15 protein-coding genes are annotated in these 16,781 nt (G+C 70.8%); 12 read left to right on the top strand and 3 right to left on the bottom strand.

From position 1 onward, the window contains the following. Positions 1 to 353 precede the first annotated feature (353 nt). Positions 354 to 1,190 (bottom strand): serine O-acetyltransferase, encoded by an 837-nt coding sequence (cysE, locus tag ACLBX9_RS25030; protein ID WP_039894165.1) that lies wholly within the window; start codon positions 1,188 to 1,190, stop codon positions 354 to 356. Positions 1,191 to 1,252: 62 nt separating this feature from the next. Then, complete coding sequence (locus ACLBX9_RS25025) at positions 1,253 to 1,477, bottom strand: hypothetical protein (protein ID WP_447720838.1); 225 nt, start codon at positions 1,475 to 1,477, stop codon at positions 1,253 to 1,255. Between the two features lie 541 nt (positions 1,478 to 2,018). Between ACLBX9_RS25025 and ACLBX9_RS25020 the strand changes: the two genes are divergently transcribed. The 5 genes from ACLBX9_RS25020 (at position 2,019) to ACLBX9_RS25000 (ending at position 6,034) form a co-directional block, all read left to right on the top strand. Next, positions 2,019 to 2,300 carry a hypothetical protein gene (locus tag ACLBX9_RS25020; protein ID WP_447720837.1) on the top strand — a complete coding sequence of 94 codons (282 nt, stop codon included), beginning with the start codon at positions 2,019 to 2,021 and terminating at the stop codon, positions 2,298 to 2,300. A gap of 39 nt (positions 2,301 to 2,339) precedes the next feature. Next, a complete protein-coding gene (locus ACLBX9_RS25015) occupies positions 2,340 to 3,557 on the top strand; it encodes a hypothetical protein (RefSeq protein WP_447720836.1) in 1,218 nt (405 codons plus the stop codon). Between the two features lie 100 nt (positions 3,558 to 3,657). Then, positions 3,658 to 3,879: a hypothetical protein gene (locus ACLBX9_RS25010; RefSeq protein ID WP_447720835.1), complete on the top strand. Its 222-nt coding sequence runs from the start codon at positions 3,658 to 3,660 to the stop codon at positions 3,877 to 3,879. Positions 3,880 to 4,515: 636 nt separating this feature from the next. After that, positions 4,516 to 5,256, top strand: a complete 741-nt coding sequence (locus tag ACLBX9_RS25005) for a Crp/Fnr family transcriptional regulator (protein WP_010685707.1) — start codon at positions 4,516 to 4,518, stop codon at positions 5,254 to 5,256. Between the two features lie 58 nt (positions 5,257 to 5,314). Further along, positions 5,315 to 6,034: an HWE histidine kinase domain-containing protein gene (locus ACLBX9_RS25000; protein ID WP_447720834.1), complete on the top strand. Its 720-nt coding sequence runs from the start codon at positions 5,315 to 5,317 to the stop codon at positions 6,032 to 6,034. 47 nt (positions 6,035 to 6,081) lie between these two features. Here the strand turns inward: ACLBX9_RS25000 and ACLBX9_RS24995 are convergent, their stop codons facing one another. Beyond that, the gene (locus tag ACLBX9_RS24995) at positions 6,082 to 6,768 is read right to left on the bottom strand and encodes a Crp/Fnr family transcriptional regulator (protein ID WP_447720833.1); all 687 of its coding nucleotides are present in this window, start codon (positions 6,766 to 6,768) and stop codon (positions 6,082 to 6,084) included. A 350-nt stretch (positions 6,769 to 7,118) separates the two neighbouring features. On the opposite strand from ACLBX9_RS24995, the gene urtA reads away from it, so the two are divergent. The 7 genes from urtA to ACLBX9_RS24960 all read left to right on the top strand — a co-directional run. Continuing rightward, the gene (urtA, locus tag ACLBX9_RS24990) at positions 7,119 to 8,360 is read left to right on the top strand and encodes an urea ABC transporter substrate-binding protein (RefSeq protein WP_244625725.1); all 1,242 of its coding nucleotides are present in this window, start codon (positions 7,119 to 7,121) and stop codon (positions 8,358 to 8,360) included. A 175-nt stretch (positions 8,361 to 8,535) separates the two neighbouring features. Beyond that, on the top strand, positions 8,536 to 10,107 hold the full coding sequence (gene urtB, locus ACLBX9_RS24985; RefSeq protein WP_447720832.1) for an urea ABC transporter permease subunit UrtB: 1,572 nt from the start codon (positions 8,536 to 8,538) through the stop codon (positions 10,105 to 10,107). A 151-nt stretch (positions 10,108 to 10,258) separates the two neighbouring features. Further along, positions 10,259 to 11,413, top strand: coding sequence for an urea ABC transporter permease subunit UrtC (gene urtC / locus ACLBX9_RS24980; RefSeq protein ID WP_010685702.1), 1,155 nt, complete (start codon positions 10,259 to 10,261; stop codon positions 11,411 to 11,413). After that, on the top strand, positions 11,410 to 12,207 hold the full coding sequence (urtD, locus tag ACLBX9_RS24975; protein ID WP_447720831.1) for an urea ABC transporter ATP-binding protein UrtD: 798 nt from the start codon (positions 11,410 to 11,412) through the stop codon (positions 12,205 to 12,207). The genes urtC and urtD overlap by 4 nt, the downstream gene beginning before the upstream one ends. A gap of 19 nt (positions 12,208 to 12,226) precedes the next feature. Continuing rightward, complete coding sequence (urtE, locus tag ACLBX9_RS24970; protein ID WP_039894162.1) at positions 12,227 to 12,922, top strand: urea ABC transporter ATP-binding subunit UrtE; 696 nt, start codon at positions 12,227 to 12,229, stop codon at positions 12,920 to 12,922. A gap of 662 nt (positions 12,923 to 13,584) precedes the next feature. Further along, the gene (locus tag ACLBX9_RS24965; RefSeq protein WP_447720830.1) at positions 13,585 to 14,748 is read left to right on the top strand and encodes an alpha/beta fold hydrolase; all 1,164 of its coding nucleotides are present in this window, start codon (positions 13,585 to 13,587) and stop codon (positions 14,746 to 14,748) included. A 189-nt stretch (positions 14,749 to 14,937) separates the two neighbouring features. After that, positions 14,938 to 16,781: TRAP transporter large permease (locus tag ACLBX9_RS24960; protein WP_447720829.1), on the top strand; the 1,844-nt coding region annotated here is incomplete at its 3' end.

The following is a 16,781-nucleotide window of genomic DNA, read 5'->3' as shown; positions in this document are numbered from 1 at the left end:
GGGGTGCGCGCGATCTGTAAGACTCAAGTCATGATGACGATGGCGATCCGATATCTCGCATCGTCATCAGTCAAAAATTGATTTCTTGGGCTGATTTGCAATCATCGCCCGCCGAAAATCCGGACCCAGAACGTCCGTGTTCCGACGAGGATGAGATAAAGTCCGATTCGCCCCGACGTCAACGAAACAATGTTCTCAATTTACACACCATCTTGGACGTTGATTCCTTAGCACGCCCGACACATAGAACATCGCCTCGATAATGACGGCTTCGTCGAGAAGATAATTTCTCACGGCCGCGACAGGGCGCGGCGGGTCGGCGACTTTGTTTTGCGGGAAGGATTTTCCGCGCGTCAGATTCCGTCGCCGTAACCGAAGGACTGGTCCATGCTGAGCGCCGGCTCCTCGTCCACCGGCAGGCGCGAGACGACCCGGGCGGGCACCCCCGCCACGGTCGTGTGGGGCGGGACGTCCTGCAGCACCACGGCGGCGGCCGCGACCTTGGCGCCCGCGCCGACCCGGATGTTGCCCAAGACCTTGGCGCCGACGCTGAGCAGCACCCCGCGCTCGATCTTGGGATGCCGGTCGCCGCTCTCCTTGCCGTTGCCGCCGAGCGTGACCGACTGGAGGATCGACACGTCGTCGGCGATCACCGTGGTCTCGCCGATCACCACCCCTGTTGCGTGGTCGATGAACACCCCCGAGCCGATCCGGGCCGCTGGGTGGATGTCGCAGCCGAACACCTCGGAAATGCGGCTCTGGACGTGGAGCGCCAGGGTGGCCCGGCCCTGGTGCCAGAGCCAGTGGCCGACCCGGTAGGCCTCCAGCGCCGCCAGCCCCTTGTAGAACAGGAACGGATCGAGGTAGCGGCGGCAGGTGGGGTCGCGCTCGCGGATCGCCACGAGGTCGCGCACCGCACGGGCGCCGGCCTGCGGATCCGCCTCGAATGCGGAGAGGCACAGGTCGCGCATCGACAGCCGGGCCAGGTCGCCGTCCCCGAGGCGGTGGGCGAGGCGGTAGGCGAAGGCCTGGGCCAGGGAGCGCTGGTCGAGGATCGTCGCCTGGATGATCCCGGCATAGAGCGGCTCCTCGATCAGGGCCGCCTCGGCCTCGGCGCGCAGGGCCGCCCAGACCTCGGATTCCCCGGTGCCGCGGCTCGTGATGCGCAGGGGCGGCTGCGCCGCGACCAGGCCGGCCGGCGGGCGGCCGAGGGGCTGACGGTCGAACGCGTACGGGCTCACCGGGCGGCTCCTCAATGCACACGCCGGAACAGGTCGGGCAGGTAGCGCTCCAGGGTGTCGTGGCCCTGGAACTGCACATCCACCGTGGCGCCGCCCTCCTGGCCGCCCTCCTGGCCGCCCTCTTGGCCGCCGTCCCGACGGTGGACACCCACCACCCGGCCGCGGGCGTGGCGCCAGATCCCCAGGATCTCGGCGAGGTCGAGCCGCTCGAACACGACCTCGTCGCCCTGCCGCATCGACGCTGACGGGCCGGCGTCGGCCTCGCCGGGCCGGCCGGTTCCGGCCGTCCGATTCGGCGGCGGTGCGGACCGGGTCGGCCCCCGAACCCGGCCGCGGGAAGGCTCTTCCGGGCGCCCCCGGAGAAGGGAGAAGGTTTCGGTCGCGTGCCGTCCCATCCGGAGCATGATTTCCGCTAAGTGCCTGCAACAGAACGATTTTCAAGGATGCGGCACCGTTTTGCAAGCCCGTGCGGCGGCCTTCGTGACCTGCGGGGACGAGCAGAGGGCCGCGGCGCCGGCGGCCCCGGACTCCACCTTGTGCTCCAAGATGCGCCTTTCACGAACAACCTGCACCTCAAGTCGTCGCCACTTTGGCAGCACATTCTCGGGCCGGCTCCTTAGATTGAGGCCGTCGACGAACCAGTCGATCCTTAGACGATGGAGGGTACGGTGACCGCCACCCTGGATCAGATCGCTCCGACGACTTCGCACTGTCTGCCGTGTTGCCGCGTCCGAGACGAGGAAAGCGCACGACACCAGACATGGAAGGCGACCAGCGATGCTGACCTATGAGACCACCCACACGCCACACCGAGACCGGATCGCCACCGCGGCGGTCCACGGACCCCGCATCCCGTTCAGCCTGAGACACCCCTCGCTGTCGGCCCACGAGCAGGCCGCCCTGGCGAACGCCGTCGATGACGGCCTGATGCCCGACGAGGTGGCGCAGATCCTCGCCGGCCGGCGGGTGGCCGAGGCCTTCCCGGTCCGTCGGGGCGAGAGCCCCGCGGCCTACGCCTCCCGGGCCGTGTCCGAGATGTTCGTCGCCTACCTCCAGTAGGCGCCCCGGCCGCTCCGATCCTCCACGATGGACATTGCCATGCCGGTCTTCACCCACGGGTGGGGGCGCCGGACGGGGATTGCTGCCTGCGTCCTCGCCCTGGTGCTCGGGGCTGCCGCCGGCCCGGCCGCCGCCGGGCCGCCGACGAAGGGCCGGGCCGGAACCTCCGTCGACGGGCCGGAGCGCCCGGCCCGGGTCACGCTGGGGCCGGATGGCCGGGACCTGCGCCTCGCGGGCGACCTCACCGAGGGTGTCGCCGCCCGGGCGGCCGCGCTCCTGGCGGCCCATCCGGAGGTGGAGCGCATCCACCTCACCAGCGACGGCGGCCTCGTGGCGGAGGGCGCGGCGATCGGAGCCCTCGTGGCCGCGCGGGGCCTGTCCACCTACGTGCCCGATGTCTGCGTGTCGGCCTGCACGCTGATCTTCGTCCGCGGGCGGGCCCGCTTCCTCGCGGCCGGGGGCCGGCTCGGCTTCCACGCCCCCTACACGGTGGGAGCACACGGCCGGATACGCCGGGTGGATCCGGCGCCTGAACGGGCGGCCTACCGGTCCGCCGGCCTGCCCCGCGCCTTCGTGGCGCGCGCCCTGTCGGTCCCGCCGGCCGGGATCTGGATCCCCGACGGCGCGGTCCTGCGCGCGGCCGGCATCGTCACCGAGATCGTCGGGCCGGAACGCTTCCCGGATTCCACCCTCGACGCCGATCCGAGCGCGGATGGGGCCCGCGCGGCGATCCTGCGCGCCCTGCCGATCCTGCGGCAGGCGGGGTCGGCGGACCTCGATCCCATCGCCCGCTGGTACCGCGACGGCTACGCCGCGGGCCGGCCGGAAGCGGAGGCGGCCGCGGGGGTGAAGCGGATGACCGGCGCCTACCTGCGGCGGCGCTTCCGGGCCGGCGACGACGCCGTCGTCCGGGCGCTGGGGCGCCAACTCCTGGCCATGATGCGGGCCAGCGCGCCGCGCGACGCTGCCGCCTGCAGGATCCTCGCGGCCGGCGACCTCGTTGCGCTCGATGCCCGTCTCCGGGCCCAGCAGCCCTCCGCTCCCGGACTCGCGCGGCTCCTCGCCCGGACGCGGCCGGTGCCGCCGAGCCTTTCCGCCGCCGCGGAGCCACTCCAAGCCCGGTCGACGGCTTGCGCCGCCGGGATCGCCGGCGCGGCGCGGGCCCTCGACCTGCCGGCCCCGGATTCCGCCGCGGTCCTGCGGTCGCTGTTCCTCGGCGATCCCCAGCCGGTGCTGGCCGCGGGCGCTGCGCCGTAGTGCCCCCTCGACAAGCCGCGGCGCTGCCTATCTTCGCACCCGGTCGGGCCGCCGCCGATGCCGGCGGCGGGCGCGGGCTGATCGGGAAGGGAGAGGATGGATGCCGGAGTATCGCCTGCGCGGGGCGGTTCGTGGCGCCGATGGGGAAATCGGCACGCCGCTGGTCGACGAGCGGCTCGCCGCCGCCGACGCGAAGGAGGCCGTGCGTCTGGCCAACATCCGCTCGCTGACGATCGAAGACGACGCGGTGAACGCCCTCTGGCTGGTGGACGCGCGCGGAACCCTGCTGTGGTCGCTGCGCCGCGCCGATCGGGAAGCCTGACGGAGCGGCCTGCGGGGCGCTCGGCGCGGCCGCGAGGTCGGATTTCGACGTCGTCCCGCACCCGCAGGGCCACAGGCTGTACGCTCTGGAAACCGCACGCCCCCGCTCGGGCAGCCGTGTGACATGCCCGCATCGTCGGTCCGGGGCGGCGCAGGCGAGCCTTGACCCGGGAGGCAGGCCGCACCCGATCTCCGGTCCCGCAGAGTGTGGGCTTGGCGCAGGACGAGACGAACGTCCTGCTCCGCCGGCAGGATCAGGCCCCCGGCCCGTCGGGGCCGACGCGCAGCCGTGACGCGAGGCCCCTGGAGGGCGCATCGCGGACGCGACGTCGCGGTCGCCCCGTCAGGGGAGGCAGAGGCCGCTCATCGACCGGAGCGGACCGGTGTGCATGCCCCTGTGGCACGAGCCGCGCCCGACCCCGGCCACGACGCTCTCCGCCACGCCCGGCGCCGGAGGAGCAGGAACGCCTCCCCGGCAAGCCCGGGGACCGGCGCGACAGGGACCGACATCGGCATCCCGTCTAACCAATGATAGGAAAAATAAGCTTCGCAGCATGATAAACTAATCTGCATAAGTATTCATAGGCACGACTAAATGTAGGCTGGCCTGACCCCACGCCGTCGTGGAGAAACAGTCGTGCCAAACCCGCTTGTCCACAAGCTAGAATGCTACGTTCGTCTCTCGGACGCGGACCGGATGTGCTTGGCCGATGCCGTCAGCCCGGGCCGCCTGGTCGCGGCGCGCACCGACATCATCCATGAGGGCGACGATCCGCGCGCGGTCAACGTCATCCTCGACGGCTGGGCCTGCCGCTACCGGCAATTCGCCAACGGGCGCCGCCAGATCGTCGCGCTCCTGCTGCCGGGGGACCTCTGCGACCCGCACGTCTTCCTCCTCGACGCGATGGACCACACGATCGGCGCGATCACGCCCGTCCTGCTCGGCCAGATCACCGGCGCCAGGATGCAGGCGATGACGGCCCGCAGCCCGGACCTCGACCTCGCCCTGCACCGCGAGGCGCTGGCCACCGCGGCGATGCAGCGCGAGTGGACGGTCAGCCTCGGCAGCCGCACCGGCATCGAGCGACTGGCCCACCTGTTCTGCGAGCTGCACGCCCGGCTGGCGGCGATCGGCCTCACCGACGGGAACACCTGCCCGATGCCGATCACGCAGAACGACCTCGGCGACGCGATGGGCCAGACCAGCGTCCACATCAACCGGACCCTGCAGGAGCTGCGCGGCCTGGGGCTGATCACCCTGCGCAGCCGCCGCCTGACCATCCACGATCCGGTCGCGCTCGCCCGGCTCGCGCATTTCGATGCCGCCTATCTCCACCTGACGGCGGGCTCCGGCGCCACCCTCGCGCAGCGCGCCTGAACCGCGCCCATTCCAGCAGGATTGAAACCCGTGAGACGACATCCGGAAGAGGCCCGGCATGACTGACCCTCGCGCTTCCGCGGAACGCCTCCTGGCCCTTGAGGCCGACAACGTGCGCCTGCGCCGCCTGCTCGACGAGGCGGGCATGCCCGACAGCCTGCGACACGGGATGCGCAACACGATGGCGATGATGCGCACCATCATGCACCGCTCCGCCGAGAGCGTCACCGACGTCGAGAGCTACGTGGCGCATCTCGACGGCCGGTTCGGAGCCGTCATGCGGGTCCAGGCCGCCACGGACGCGTTCGGCGACGCGAACCTGCACACCCTGATCTCCGACGAGCTGATGTTCCACCTCGTGCGCGAGGGGGAGCAGGCCACGATCGCCGGGCCGCGGGTGCGGCTCCGGCCCCGGGCCGCGCTGGTCATGGCGCTGGCGCTGCACGAGCTGACGAGCAACGCGGTGGAGCACGGCTCCCTGGCGCTCCCGCAGGGCCGGGTCAGCGCCACCTGGGCGGTGGGCGACGCGGAGACGGGGCCGCCGATCCTGACCCTCGGCTGGGCCGAGACCGGCGGCAGCGGCATCCGGGAGCCGGCCCGGCGCGGCTTCGGGACGGACGTGCTGGAGGACATGCTCGCCTACGATCTCGGCGCGCAGGTCCGCCTGGCCTACGCACCGGACGGGCTGCGCTGCACGATCCGCCTGCCGCTCACCGACCGCATCGGGCGTCGTCTGTCTGAGGACCCGGAGGTCGCCTGGGACGACGAGGTCCGGTGAGGCCTCCACGCGGTCCCCGTCGGGCGCGCCCGCGGTCCGACCCCGCGTCAGCCGGCCTCGGCGGTGCCGTAGATGGCGCCCGCCAGGTCCTCCAGCTTCGCGCGGTCGATGACCGTGATGCGCCCCCGCTGCGCGCGGATCATGCCGGCCCCCTCGAGGATGTGGGTCGCCGTCGTCACGGTGGGCCGACGGACGCCGAGCATCTTCGAGAGCACCTCGTGCGTCAGGGGCAGCTCATCCTGATCCAGCCGGTCGTGGGTCATGAGGATCCACCGGGCGAGACGCGCCTCGACCGTCAGGTCGGCATTGGCGTAGACGGTCTGCCCCACCTGCACGATCAGGCTCTGCACGTAGCCGCCCAGCATCCGCCGCAGGCCGGCGCTCGCGTCGAGGGCCTCCCGCAGCGTGCCGGCGGCGATGCAGAGCGCCTCGCCGCCGGCCTGCACGATGGCGGTGTGGGGCGTGGACTCGGCACCGAGCGCGAGCGGAACGCCGACGAAGCCCTCGCGTCCGGTGAGGCCGACCTCGATGCGCCCCTCGCGGGTATCCGCCACCAGGGAGACGAGCCCCTCCTCGACGAAATGCGCTCGCCGGATCGGCTGGTGCGGGGCGATCAAGACCTGATGGAGCGGCAGCGATACCGGCTCCAGGGCCGGAGCAAGGCGGTCGAACTCCTCCGGCGCGAGGGCGGCCAGAAGGTGATTGCGGACGGCGGATTGCTGCGGCAGCGCCATGGGCCCCTCCAGATCCGGGCAGGAGCACAGGCCAACTCCCAGTCATCCGCGCCCAAAGACTCCGGCGGATAATCGCCACCCTCTCACACCGAACTCCGCCGCAGTATGGAGTAGATTAGTTTTTGCGCATCAATACATACAGATAAGCGTATTTGGACTGTGCCCAAAGGCTCCGGGCGGGTACAGCCGGCCGATTCCGGGGTTCGGGACGGCCCCGGCGCCCCGTCTGCCTAAATATGTGGCACGCAATTTGCGATTCCCCGTCCGTGTCGAGGAAAACGACCAAGGGGACCGCCGTGAAAGCATTTGGAACCTGGGGCCCGGCCGCCGCTCTGGCCGCCGGGCTCGCGATGAGCAGCCTGGGGATGGGGGCCGCGCGGGCACAGGAGACGATCAAGGTCGGCATCCTGCACTCGCTCTCGGGGACGATGGCGATCTCCGAGACCACCCTCAAGGACGCGATGCTGATGCTCATCGCCGAGCAGAACGCCAAGGGTGGCGTGCTCGGCAAGAAGCTGGAGCCGGTGGTGGTCGATCCGGCCTCGAACTGGCCGCTCTTCGCCGAGAAGGCCCGCGAGCTGATCAGCAAGGACAAGGTCGCGGCCGTGTTCGGCTGCTGGACCAGCGTCTCGCGCAAATCCGTGCTGCCGGTCTTCAAGGAACTCGACAACATCCTGTTCTACCCCGTCCAGTACGAGGGCGAGGAGAGCGAGCGGAACGTGTTCTACACCGGCGCCGCCCCGAACCAGCAGGCGATCCCGGCGGTGGATTACCTGATGTCGGAGGACGGCGGCGGCGCCAAGCGCTGGGTGCTGGAAGGGACCGACTACGTCTACCCGCGCACCACCAACAAGATCCTCGAAGCCTACCTCAAGTCCAAGGGCGTCAAGGACGAGGACATCCTGATCAACTACACGCCGTTCGGCTTCTCGGACTGGCAGACGGAGGTGTCGAAGATCAAGGCGTTCGGCTCGGCCGGCAAGAAGACCGCCGTGGTCTCGACCATCAACGGCGACGCCAACGTGCCGTTCTACAAGGAGCTCGGCAACCAGGGCATCAAGGCCACCGACATCCCGGTGGTCGCCTTCTCGGTGGGCGAGGAGGAGCTCGCCGGCATCGACGCCAAGCCGCTGGTCGGCCACCTCGCCGCCTGGAACTACTTCGAGTCGATCAAGACGCCGGAGAACGAGGACTTCATCAAGAAGTGGCAGGCCTTCCGGAAGAACCCCAAGGCGGTCACCAACGACCCGATGGAGGCTCACTATATCGGCTTCAACATGTGGGTGAAGGCGGTCGAGAAGGCCGGGACCACCGACCCCGACAAGGTGATCGACGCGCTGCCGGGCATCGAGCAGAAGAACCTCACCGGCGGCACCGCCACGATGCTGCCGAACCACCACATCACCAAGCCGGTCTTCATCGGCGAGATCGAGTCGAACGGCCAGTTCGACGTGGTGTGGAAGACCGACAAGCTGATTCCCGGCGAGGCGTGGTCGAAGCAGCTCGAGGGCTCGAAGGACCTCGAGGCCGACTGGGTCAAGCTCAAGTGCGGCAACTACAACACCAAGACCAAGAGCTGCGGCGGCGCGTAAGCTGCCTTCTCCCCTCCCCAGGCGATCCCGGGCCTGCCCGGGATGCGCTCAAGCTTGCGGGGAGGGGTAGGGGTGGGGGTGGTGCAGGAGGCACCGCCACGCTCGATCCTGAACCACCCCCACCTCCGGCTCCTCCCCGCAAGGGGGAGGAGAGTTCCGCTGCGCCAGAAGTGCCATGCTCCGTCTCCTCACCCTCCTCGTCCTGCTGCTGGCCGCCCCGGCGCGCGCCCAGGCGCCCGACCCCTACGGCCAGCTCGCCGGCGACGGCTACGCCGAGATCGAGGCCGGCGTCTCCGGCCTCGCCGCCTCTGGCGACCCGCGCGCCGACGCGATCCTCTCGGCCCTGTCGGACGGACGGCTGCTGGTGGGCCCGGACAAGACCCTGCTCATCCGGCAGGGCAACGCCGTCGCGGACGCGAAGACCGGCGCCCCGGCCGCCGACGGCCCCGACCTCAAGCCCGTGCGGGCCAACAACCGGGTCCGCCGGGCGATCGAGGCCGCCCGCGGGCAGCTCGACCTCGCGAGCCCCGACCCGGCCAAGCGCCGCGCCGCCGCCGACGCGGTGTTCAAGGCCCGGGACGCGGCGGCGCTCCCGGCCCTCGACGCGGCCCTGGCGCGCGAGACGCAGGCCGGGATCCGCCAGGCGCTGACGGAAGCGCGCGCCGCCGTTCTGCTCGCCAAGCCCGGTACGGCGGAGACCGACCGGATTGCCGCAATTCCCGCCATCCAGGCCCGGGGCGATGGCGACGCGATGGGCATCCTGCGCGGTCTCGCGGCGGATCCGGGCGAAGCGGTGCGCGCCGCCGCCGCCCGCGGCATCGCGGCGATCGAGACGCGGCTCGCGATTCTCGGCGCCCTGCAGAACGTCTGGTACGGCATCTCGCTCGGCTCGGTGCTTCTGCTCGCCGCCATCGGGCTCGCCATCACCTTCGGGGTGATGGGCGTGATCAACATGGCCCACGGCGAGATGGTGATGCTCGGCGCCTACACGACCTACGGCGTGCAGGAGCTGATCCGCACCCAGGCGCCGTCCCTGTTCGGCTGGTCGCTCGCGATCAGCATCCCCTGCGCGTTCCTGGTCGCCGGCCTCGTCGGCGTGCTGATCGAGCGGTTCATCATCCGCTTCCTGTACGGGCGCCCGCTGGAGACGCTGCTCGCCACCTTCGGGGTCAGCCTCGCCCTGCAGCAGGGGGTACGCTCGATCTTCGGCCCGACCAACCGCGAGGTCGGCGCCCCCGCCTTCATGAGCGGCGCCTTCGATTTCTACGGCCTGTTGATCACCTGGGGCCGGATGTGGATCATCGTGTTCGCGTTTGCCGTGTTCCTGGGCCTGTTGTTCGTGCTGCGAAAGACGTCGTTCGGCCTGAAGACCCGGGCGGTCACCCAGAACCGCCGCATGGCCGCCGCCATGGGCATCCGCACGCCCTACGTCGACGCGCTGACCTTCGGCCTCGGATCCGGGATCGCCGGCATCGCCGGGGTGGCGCTGTCGCAGATCGACAACGTCTCGCCCAATCTCGGCCAGGGCTACATCATCGACTCGTTCCTCGTGGTGGTGTTCGGCGGTGTCGGCAACCTCTGGGGGACGCTGGTGGCGGCCCTGACGCTCGGCGTCGTGAACAAGCTCGCCGAGCCGTATATCGGCGCGGTGCTCGCCAAGATCGGCCTCCTGATCTTCATCATCCTGTTCATCCAGAAGCGCCCGCGCGGCCTGTTCGCGCTCAAGGGCCGGGCGGTGGAATCGTGAGGGACCGGCGTCCTTCCCTCCCCCTTGCGGGGAGGGACCGAGGGTGGGGGTGGTGCAGAAGGCACCGCCGCGCTCGAGCCGGGACCACCCCCACCCCGACCCCTCCCCGCAAGGGGGAGGGGATACGCGTTGCGCCCTCGGGATCCGCCGCATGACCCCCCGCACCCCCCTCATCGATCTCAAGGGCTGGATCTTCCTCGCCGTCCTGGCCGCCTTCTGCCTCGCCGTGCCGGTGCTGAACCTCGCGGTGCCGGAAGGCTCCGGCCTGCACCTGCCGACCTACCTCGTCTCGCTCTTCGGAAAATACCTCGCCTACGCGCTGCTCGCGGTCAGCCTCGACCTCGTCTGGGGCTATTGCGGCATCCTCTCGCTCGGCCACGGGGCGTTCTTCGCGCTCGGCGGCTACGCGATGGGCATGTACCTGATGCGCCAGATCGGATCCCGGGGCGTCTACGGCAACCCGGTCCTGCCCGACTTCATGGTGTTCCTGAACTACAAGGCGCTGCCTTGGTACTGGTACGGCTTCGACCATTTCGCCTTCGCGGGCCTGATGGTCCTGCTGGTGCCGGGCCTGCTGGCCTTCGTGTTCGGCTGGCTCGCCTTCCGGTCGCGGGTGACGGGCGTCTACCTGTCGATCATCACCCAGGCGCTGACCTACGCGCTGATGCTCGCCTTCTTCCGCAACGACATGGGGCTCGGCGGCAACAACGGCCTCACCGACTTCAAGGATCTCTTGGGACTCTCCGTCCAGTCACAAAACTTCCGCGTCGGCATCTTCGTGGCCACCGGCGTGGCGCTGGCGCTCGGCTACCTGATCGCCCGGGTCATGACGGTCTCGGCCTACGGCAAGATCCTGATCGCCGTGCGCGATGCCGAGAGCCGGACGCGCTTCCTCGGCTACCGGCCGGAGCACTTCAAGACGCTGGCCTTCACGGTCTCGGCCATGATGGCCGGCGTCGCCGGCGCCCTCTACGTGCCGCAGGTCGGCATCATCAACCCGGGGGAGTTCGCCCCGACCAACTCCATCGAGACGGTGATCTGGGTGGCGGTGGGCGGCCGCGGCACCCTGGTCGGCGCGGCGCTCGGCGCCGTGCTGGTCAACTACGCCAAGACCGTGCTGACCGGCGTCATGCCCGACGCGTGGCTGTTCGCGCTCGGCGGCCTGTTCGTGGTCGTGACGCTGTTCCTGCCGCGCGGCCTCGTCGGCACCGTGATCGAGCGGTTCGGCTCCCGACGCGCGGCGGCCAGGCTGCCGCCGGAGCCCGAGATCGCCCCGAAACTCGCGGAAGAAGGGCAGGGCTCGTGAGCACCGACTTCCTCGAACGCCCGGACGCCCGCGGCCCCGCCAACCGGAAGCGCGAGACGGACGCGCTCCTCTACCTCGACGACCTGCGGGTGACCTTCGACGGCTACAAGGCCCTGCGCGGCCTGTCGCTGACGCTGGCCCGCGGCGAGCTGCGGGCGATCATCGGCCCGAACGGCGCCGGCAAGACCACCATGATGGACTGCATCACCGGCAAGACCCGGCCGGACAGCGGCATCGCCCTGTTCGACGGCACCCACGACCTCCTGAAGAGCGACGAGCCGGCGATCGCCGACCTCGGCATCGGCCGCAAGTTCCAGAAGCCCACCGTGTTCGAGAGCCACACGGTGGCCGACAACATCCTGTTGGCGCTGAAGGGGCCCCGGGCCGCCTTCGCGTCCCTGTTCGGCTGGCGCAACCGCGTCGAGGCCGCGCGGATCGACGCCCTGCTGGAGACCGTCGGCCTGCTGGCCCATCGCGGCCGACCGGCGGCCGACCTGAGCCACGGCCAGAAGCAGTGGCTGGAGATCGGCATGCTGCTCGCGCAGGATCCCAAGCTCCTGCTGGTCGACGAGCCGGTGGCCGGCATGACCGACGCCGAGACCGCCGAGACCGCCCGCCTGCTGCGGCGCATCGCCGGCGAGCACGCCGTCCTCGTGGTCGAGCACGACATGCACTTCGTCCGCGACCTCGGCTGCCGGGTCACCTGCCTGCACGAGGGCGCGGTGCTGGCCGAGGGCTCGATCGACGCCGTCTCGGCCGACCCGCGGGTGGTCGAAGTCTATCTCGGGCGATGATGGATCTGGGACGATGACCATGCTCTCCGTCGACGGCATCGACCTGTACTACGGCGCCGCGCAGGCGCTTCGCGGCGTCTCGCTGACAGCCGAGGCCGGGCAGGTGACGACGGTTCTCGGCCGCAACGGCGTCGGCAAGACCTCGCTGCTGCGGGCCATCGTCGGCCAGCAGCCGGTGCGCTCCGGCGCGATCCGCCTCGGCGGCCGCCCGATCCAGGGCCTCGCGCCCTACGACCGGGCACGGGCCGGGATCGCCTTCGTGCCCCAGGGCCGCGAGATCTTCCCGCTGCTCACCGTGAAGGAGAACCTGGAGACCGGCTTCGCGCCGCTGAAGCGCCGCGACCGCCACATCCCGGGGGAGATCTACGACCTGTTCCCGGTGCTCAAGGACATGCTGCACCGCCGCGGCGGCGACCTCTCGGGCGGCCAGCAGCAGCAGCTCGCCATCGGCCGGGCGCTGGTGACGCGGCCGAAGCTCCTCGTGCTCGACGAGCCGACCGAGGGCATCCAGCCCTCGATCATCAAGGATATCGGCCGGGCGATCACCTACCTGCGCGGCAAGGGCGAGATGGGAATCGTGCTGGTCGAGCAGTATTTCGAGTGGGCGCGCGACCTGTGCGATTCCTACGCCGTGATGGATCGCGGTCAGGTGGTGCTGGCCGGCCCCCGGGCCGGGATGGTCGAGGCCGACGTGCTCCGATGGATGTCGGTCTAGGGATCTGCGCGCGCTCGGCAGACCGCGCCGGTGCCGGGCCTGCGGCGGCCGCCGGGTCGAGTTGTCGGCGCCGAGGAGAAGAATATTCGCGCTACCGGTTCCGCAATCACGCGCCAATTTCCGGAACATGATCAGCGAAAACTGTTTACAGGCCACCGATCGGCCAAGGTTAAACCATAATTCGGGCCTGGCATGGGGAGGCAGCCCGGGAGCGCCCATGACGATTCTCGATCCGACGACCGGCGAGTTGGTCACCATCTCCGTGCCGCGGCCTCGTCCGCGCTGAGGGTTCGGGACTTCGATGCACGGTGCGCGCGGCGCCGGCCATCAACCTGTGAGGCGTCATGGCGGAACCGACCGATCGCAGGCCCCGTCGCCCGCGCGGGCGACGACGGGATCCGAGCCGGACGTCACCCCCCATCCTGCTGCTGGTCGGCGGAGGCGGGGAGCCGGGCCAGAACGGCGAGGCGACGGCCGCCGCGCTGATCGCCCTGGCGCGGGCAGCCCGCCGTGAGGCCAGCGGGGGTGCCGAGTCGAGCTGAGGCAGCGCCGGTCGCGGGATCCCGGCCCCCGCGCGGGCGTCGGATCTGGCGCCCGGTCCAGCCGGCCCGGTGCCGCAGACGACAGGGTGGGCCAATCAGGTGAACGGGGACGCTGAAGCCGTGACGTCCGTGGTCTCGCCCTACGGCGACGGGACGCTTCCGGCGGGCATCCGGTCGCGCCTCCTGCCGGGGATCAACGGCCTCACCGTTCACCTGCTGGAGGCCGGCCACGCGCCGGCCGGCCGGCCGCTGGTCATGCTGCTGCACGGTTTCCCGGAACTCGCCTACAGCTGGCGCAAGGTCATGCTGCCCCTGGCGGAGGCCGGGTTTCACGTCGTCGCCGCCGACCAGCGGGGCTACGGCCGGACGACCGGCTGGGATCCGGCCTACGACGCGAGCACGCATCCCTTCGGCTTCGTCAATGTCGTAACCGACACCCTAGCGCTCGCCGCCGCCCTGGGACATCGGCAGGTCGCCTGTGTGGTCGGCCACGATGCCGGCTCGCCCGCTGCGGCTTGGTGCGCGCTCATCAGGCCGGACGTCTTCCTCTCGGTCGTGATGATGAGCGCCCCGTTCGCGGGCCCGCCGGCGCTGCCCGGCGATGCCGGGAACGGGGCCGTGCTCTCGCCCGCGGAGAGGGACGACGCCTTGGACGCGACCCTGGCGGCCCTGCCGCGCCCGCGCAAGTTCTACCAGCGCTGGTACAGGACGCGGGAGGCGAACGACGACCTGCTGCGGGCGCCCCAGGGGCTTCGGAACGTCCTGCGCGCCTATTACCACGCGAAGAGCGCCGACTGGCCGGACAACGCGCCCCATCCGCTGAACTCCGGTTCAGCCGAGGACCTCGCGCGGCTTCCGACCTACTACATCATGGACCGCGACAGGGGCATGGCGGCGACGGTCGGCCCCGAGATGCCGTCCGCGGCGCAGATCGCCGCCTGCCGGTGGCTGACGGACGCCGAGCTGGACGTGTACGTGACGGAATACGCGCAAACCGGGTTCCAGGGGGGCTTGCAGGGCTACCGCCGCTACACGGACGCCGCCTGCGTCGACGATCTCCGCGTCTTCGCCGGCCGGACCGTCGACGTGCCGTCGTGCTTCATCGCGGGCCGGTGCGACTGGGGCGTCTACCAGAGTCCGGGCGCCGCCGAGGCGATGCGCCAGCACGCCTGCACGGCCATGACCGGCTTCCACCTCGTCGAGGGGGCCGGGCACTGGGTTCAGCAGGAGCAGCCCGAGGCGGTGGCCCGGCTCATCACGACCTTCATCTGCGACGCCGCCTGAGTTCAGGGCGGGACCCGCCCCTGGCGGCTCGCATGGGTTCCGTCGCATCCTGAGGACGTGACGGGCAAACGCACTTGAAGCGCGCTTCGCGGGAGCGGATACCGCATTCACAGACCGAGAGCGTGCGAAGACGCGCTCGGATCCCTTCCGCCGGCAGCGCCGTCGGGACGGGTCCGGAGGGAGGGCGCCATGCAGATCGATATCGCGGCCGTCGAGACGACGGCGGGGGTTGCACTGACGGGTCCGCCCCTGCGCGCGCGGAGCTGGCTGCGCCGGCTGGACGACGGGCTGGGATACCTCGTGGAGATCCCGGCGGCGCTGCTCGTTCTCGCCGAGATCGGCGTGCTGCTCGGCGGCGTGGTCAGCCGCTACGTGTTCCGCGCGCCGCTGGTCTGGTCGGACGAACTCGCCTCGATCCTGTTCCTGTGGCTCGCCATGCTGGGCGCCGTGGTCGCCTTCCGCCGCGCCGAGCACATGCGCATGACCGCCTTCGTGGCCATGAGCGGCCCGCGCCTGCGCGCCTTCCTGGAGACCATCGCCCTGGTGGCCGGCCTGATCTTCGTCGCCCTGATGCTGGAGCCGGCCTTCGAATTCGCCAGCGAGGAGACCTTCGTCCAGACGCCCGCGCTGGAATTGAACAACGCGTGGCGCGCCGCCGCCCTGCCGATCGGCCTCGGCCTCATGCTGATCGTCGCGGTGATCCGCCTCTTGGAAACCGCCGACTGGCGCCTCACCGCGGGCGCGCTCGTGCTGGGCGGCGGGCTCGCGGCCGGCCTCGTGGCGCTCCAGCCCTGGCTGCGGGACCTCGGCAACCTCAACCTGCTCTTGTTCTTCGTCCTCGGCGTCGGCGCCCTGGTGTTCTCCGGCGTGCCGATCGCCTTCGCCTTCGGCCTCTCGACCTTCGCCTACATCGCGCTGACCACCGACGCCCCGTCGATGGTGGTGGTCGGCCGCATGGACGAGGGCATGAGCCACCTGATCCTGCTGGCCGTGCCGCTGTTCGTGTTCCTCGGCCTGCTGATCGAGATGACCGGCATGGCCCGCGCCATGGTGGGCTTCCTGGCCAGCCTGCTCGGCCATGTCCGCGGCGGCCTGCACTACGTGCTGGTCGGCGCCATGTACCTCGTCTCCGGCATCTCCGGATCCAAGGCCGCCGACATGGCCGCCGTCGCCCCCGTGCTGTTCCCCGAGATGAAGGCGCGGGGCGCCAAGGAGGGCGACCTCGTGGCCCTGCTCGCCACCACCGGCGCCCAGACCGAGACGATCCCGCCCTCGATCGTGCTGATCACCATCGGCTCGGTCACCGGCGTGTCGATCACCGCCCTGTTCACCGGCGGCCTCCTGCCCGGCCTCGTGCTCGCCCTCACCCTCTGCGCCCTGGTCTGGTGGCGCTACCGCCGCGAGGACCTGCGCCACGTGGCACGACCGTCGGGGCGGGTCATCGGCCACGCCTTCCTGGTGGCGATCCCGGCGCTGGCGCTGCCCTTCGTGATCCGCTTCGCCGTGGTCGAGGGCATCGCCACCGCCACCGAGGTCTCCACCATCGGCATCGTCTACGCCGCGCTGGCCGGCCTGCTGATCTACCGCCAGTTCGACTGGCGGCGGCTCTACCCGATGCTGGTGACCACCGCGACCCTGTCGGGGGCGATCCTGCTGATCATCGGCGCGGCCACCGGCATGGCCTGGGCGCTGACCCAGTCCGGCTTCTCGCAGACGCTGGCCGAGGTCATGAAGGGCCTGCCCGGCGGCGCGCTCGGCTTCCTGTTCGTCTCGGCCGCCGCCTTCATCGTGCTGGGCTCGGTGCTGGAGGGCATCCCGGCCATCGTGCTGTTCGGCCCGCTGCTGTTCCCGATCGCCCGGGCGGTGGGCGTGCACGAGGTCCACTACGCCATGGTGGTGATCCTCGCCATGGGCATCGGCCTGTTCGCCCCGCCCTTCGGCGTCGGCTACTACGCCGCCTGCGCCATCAGCCGCATCCACCCCGACGCCGGCATGCGCCCCATCGTCGGCTACATCCTCGCCCTGCTGGTCGG

The organism is Methylobacterium sp. A49B, from assembly GCF_053346215.1.
Note: the sequence above shows the minus strand (reverse complement) of the source record. Positions and strands in the feature narration are given on the sequence as shown.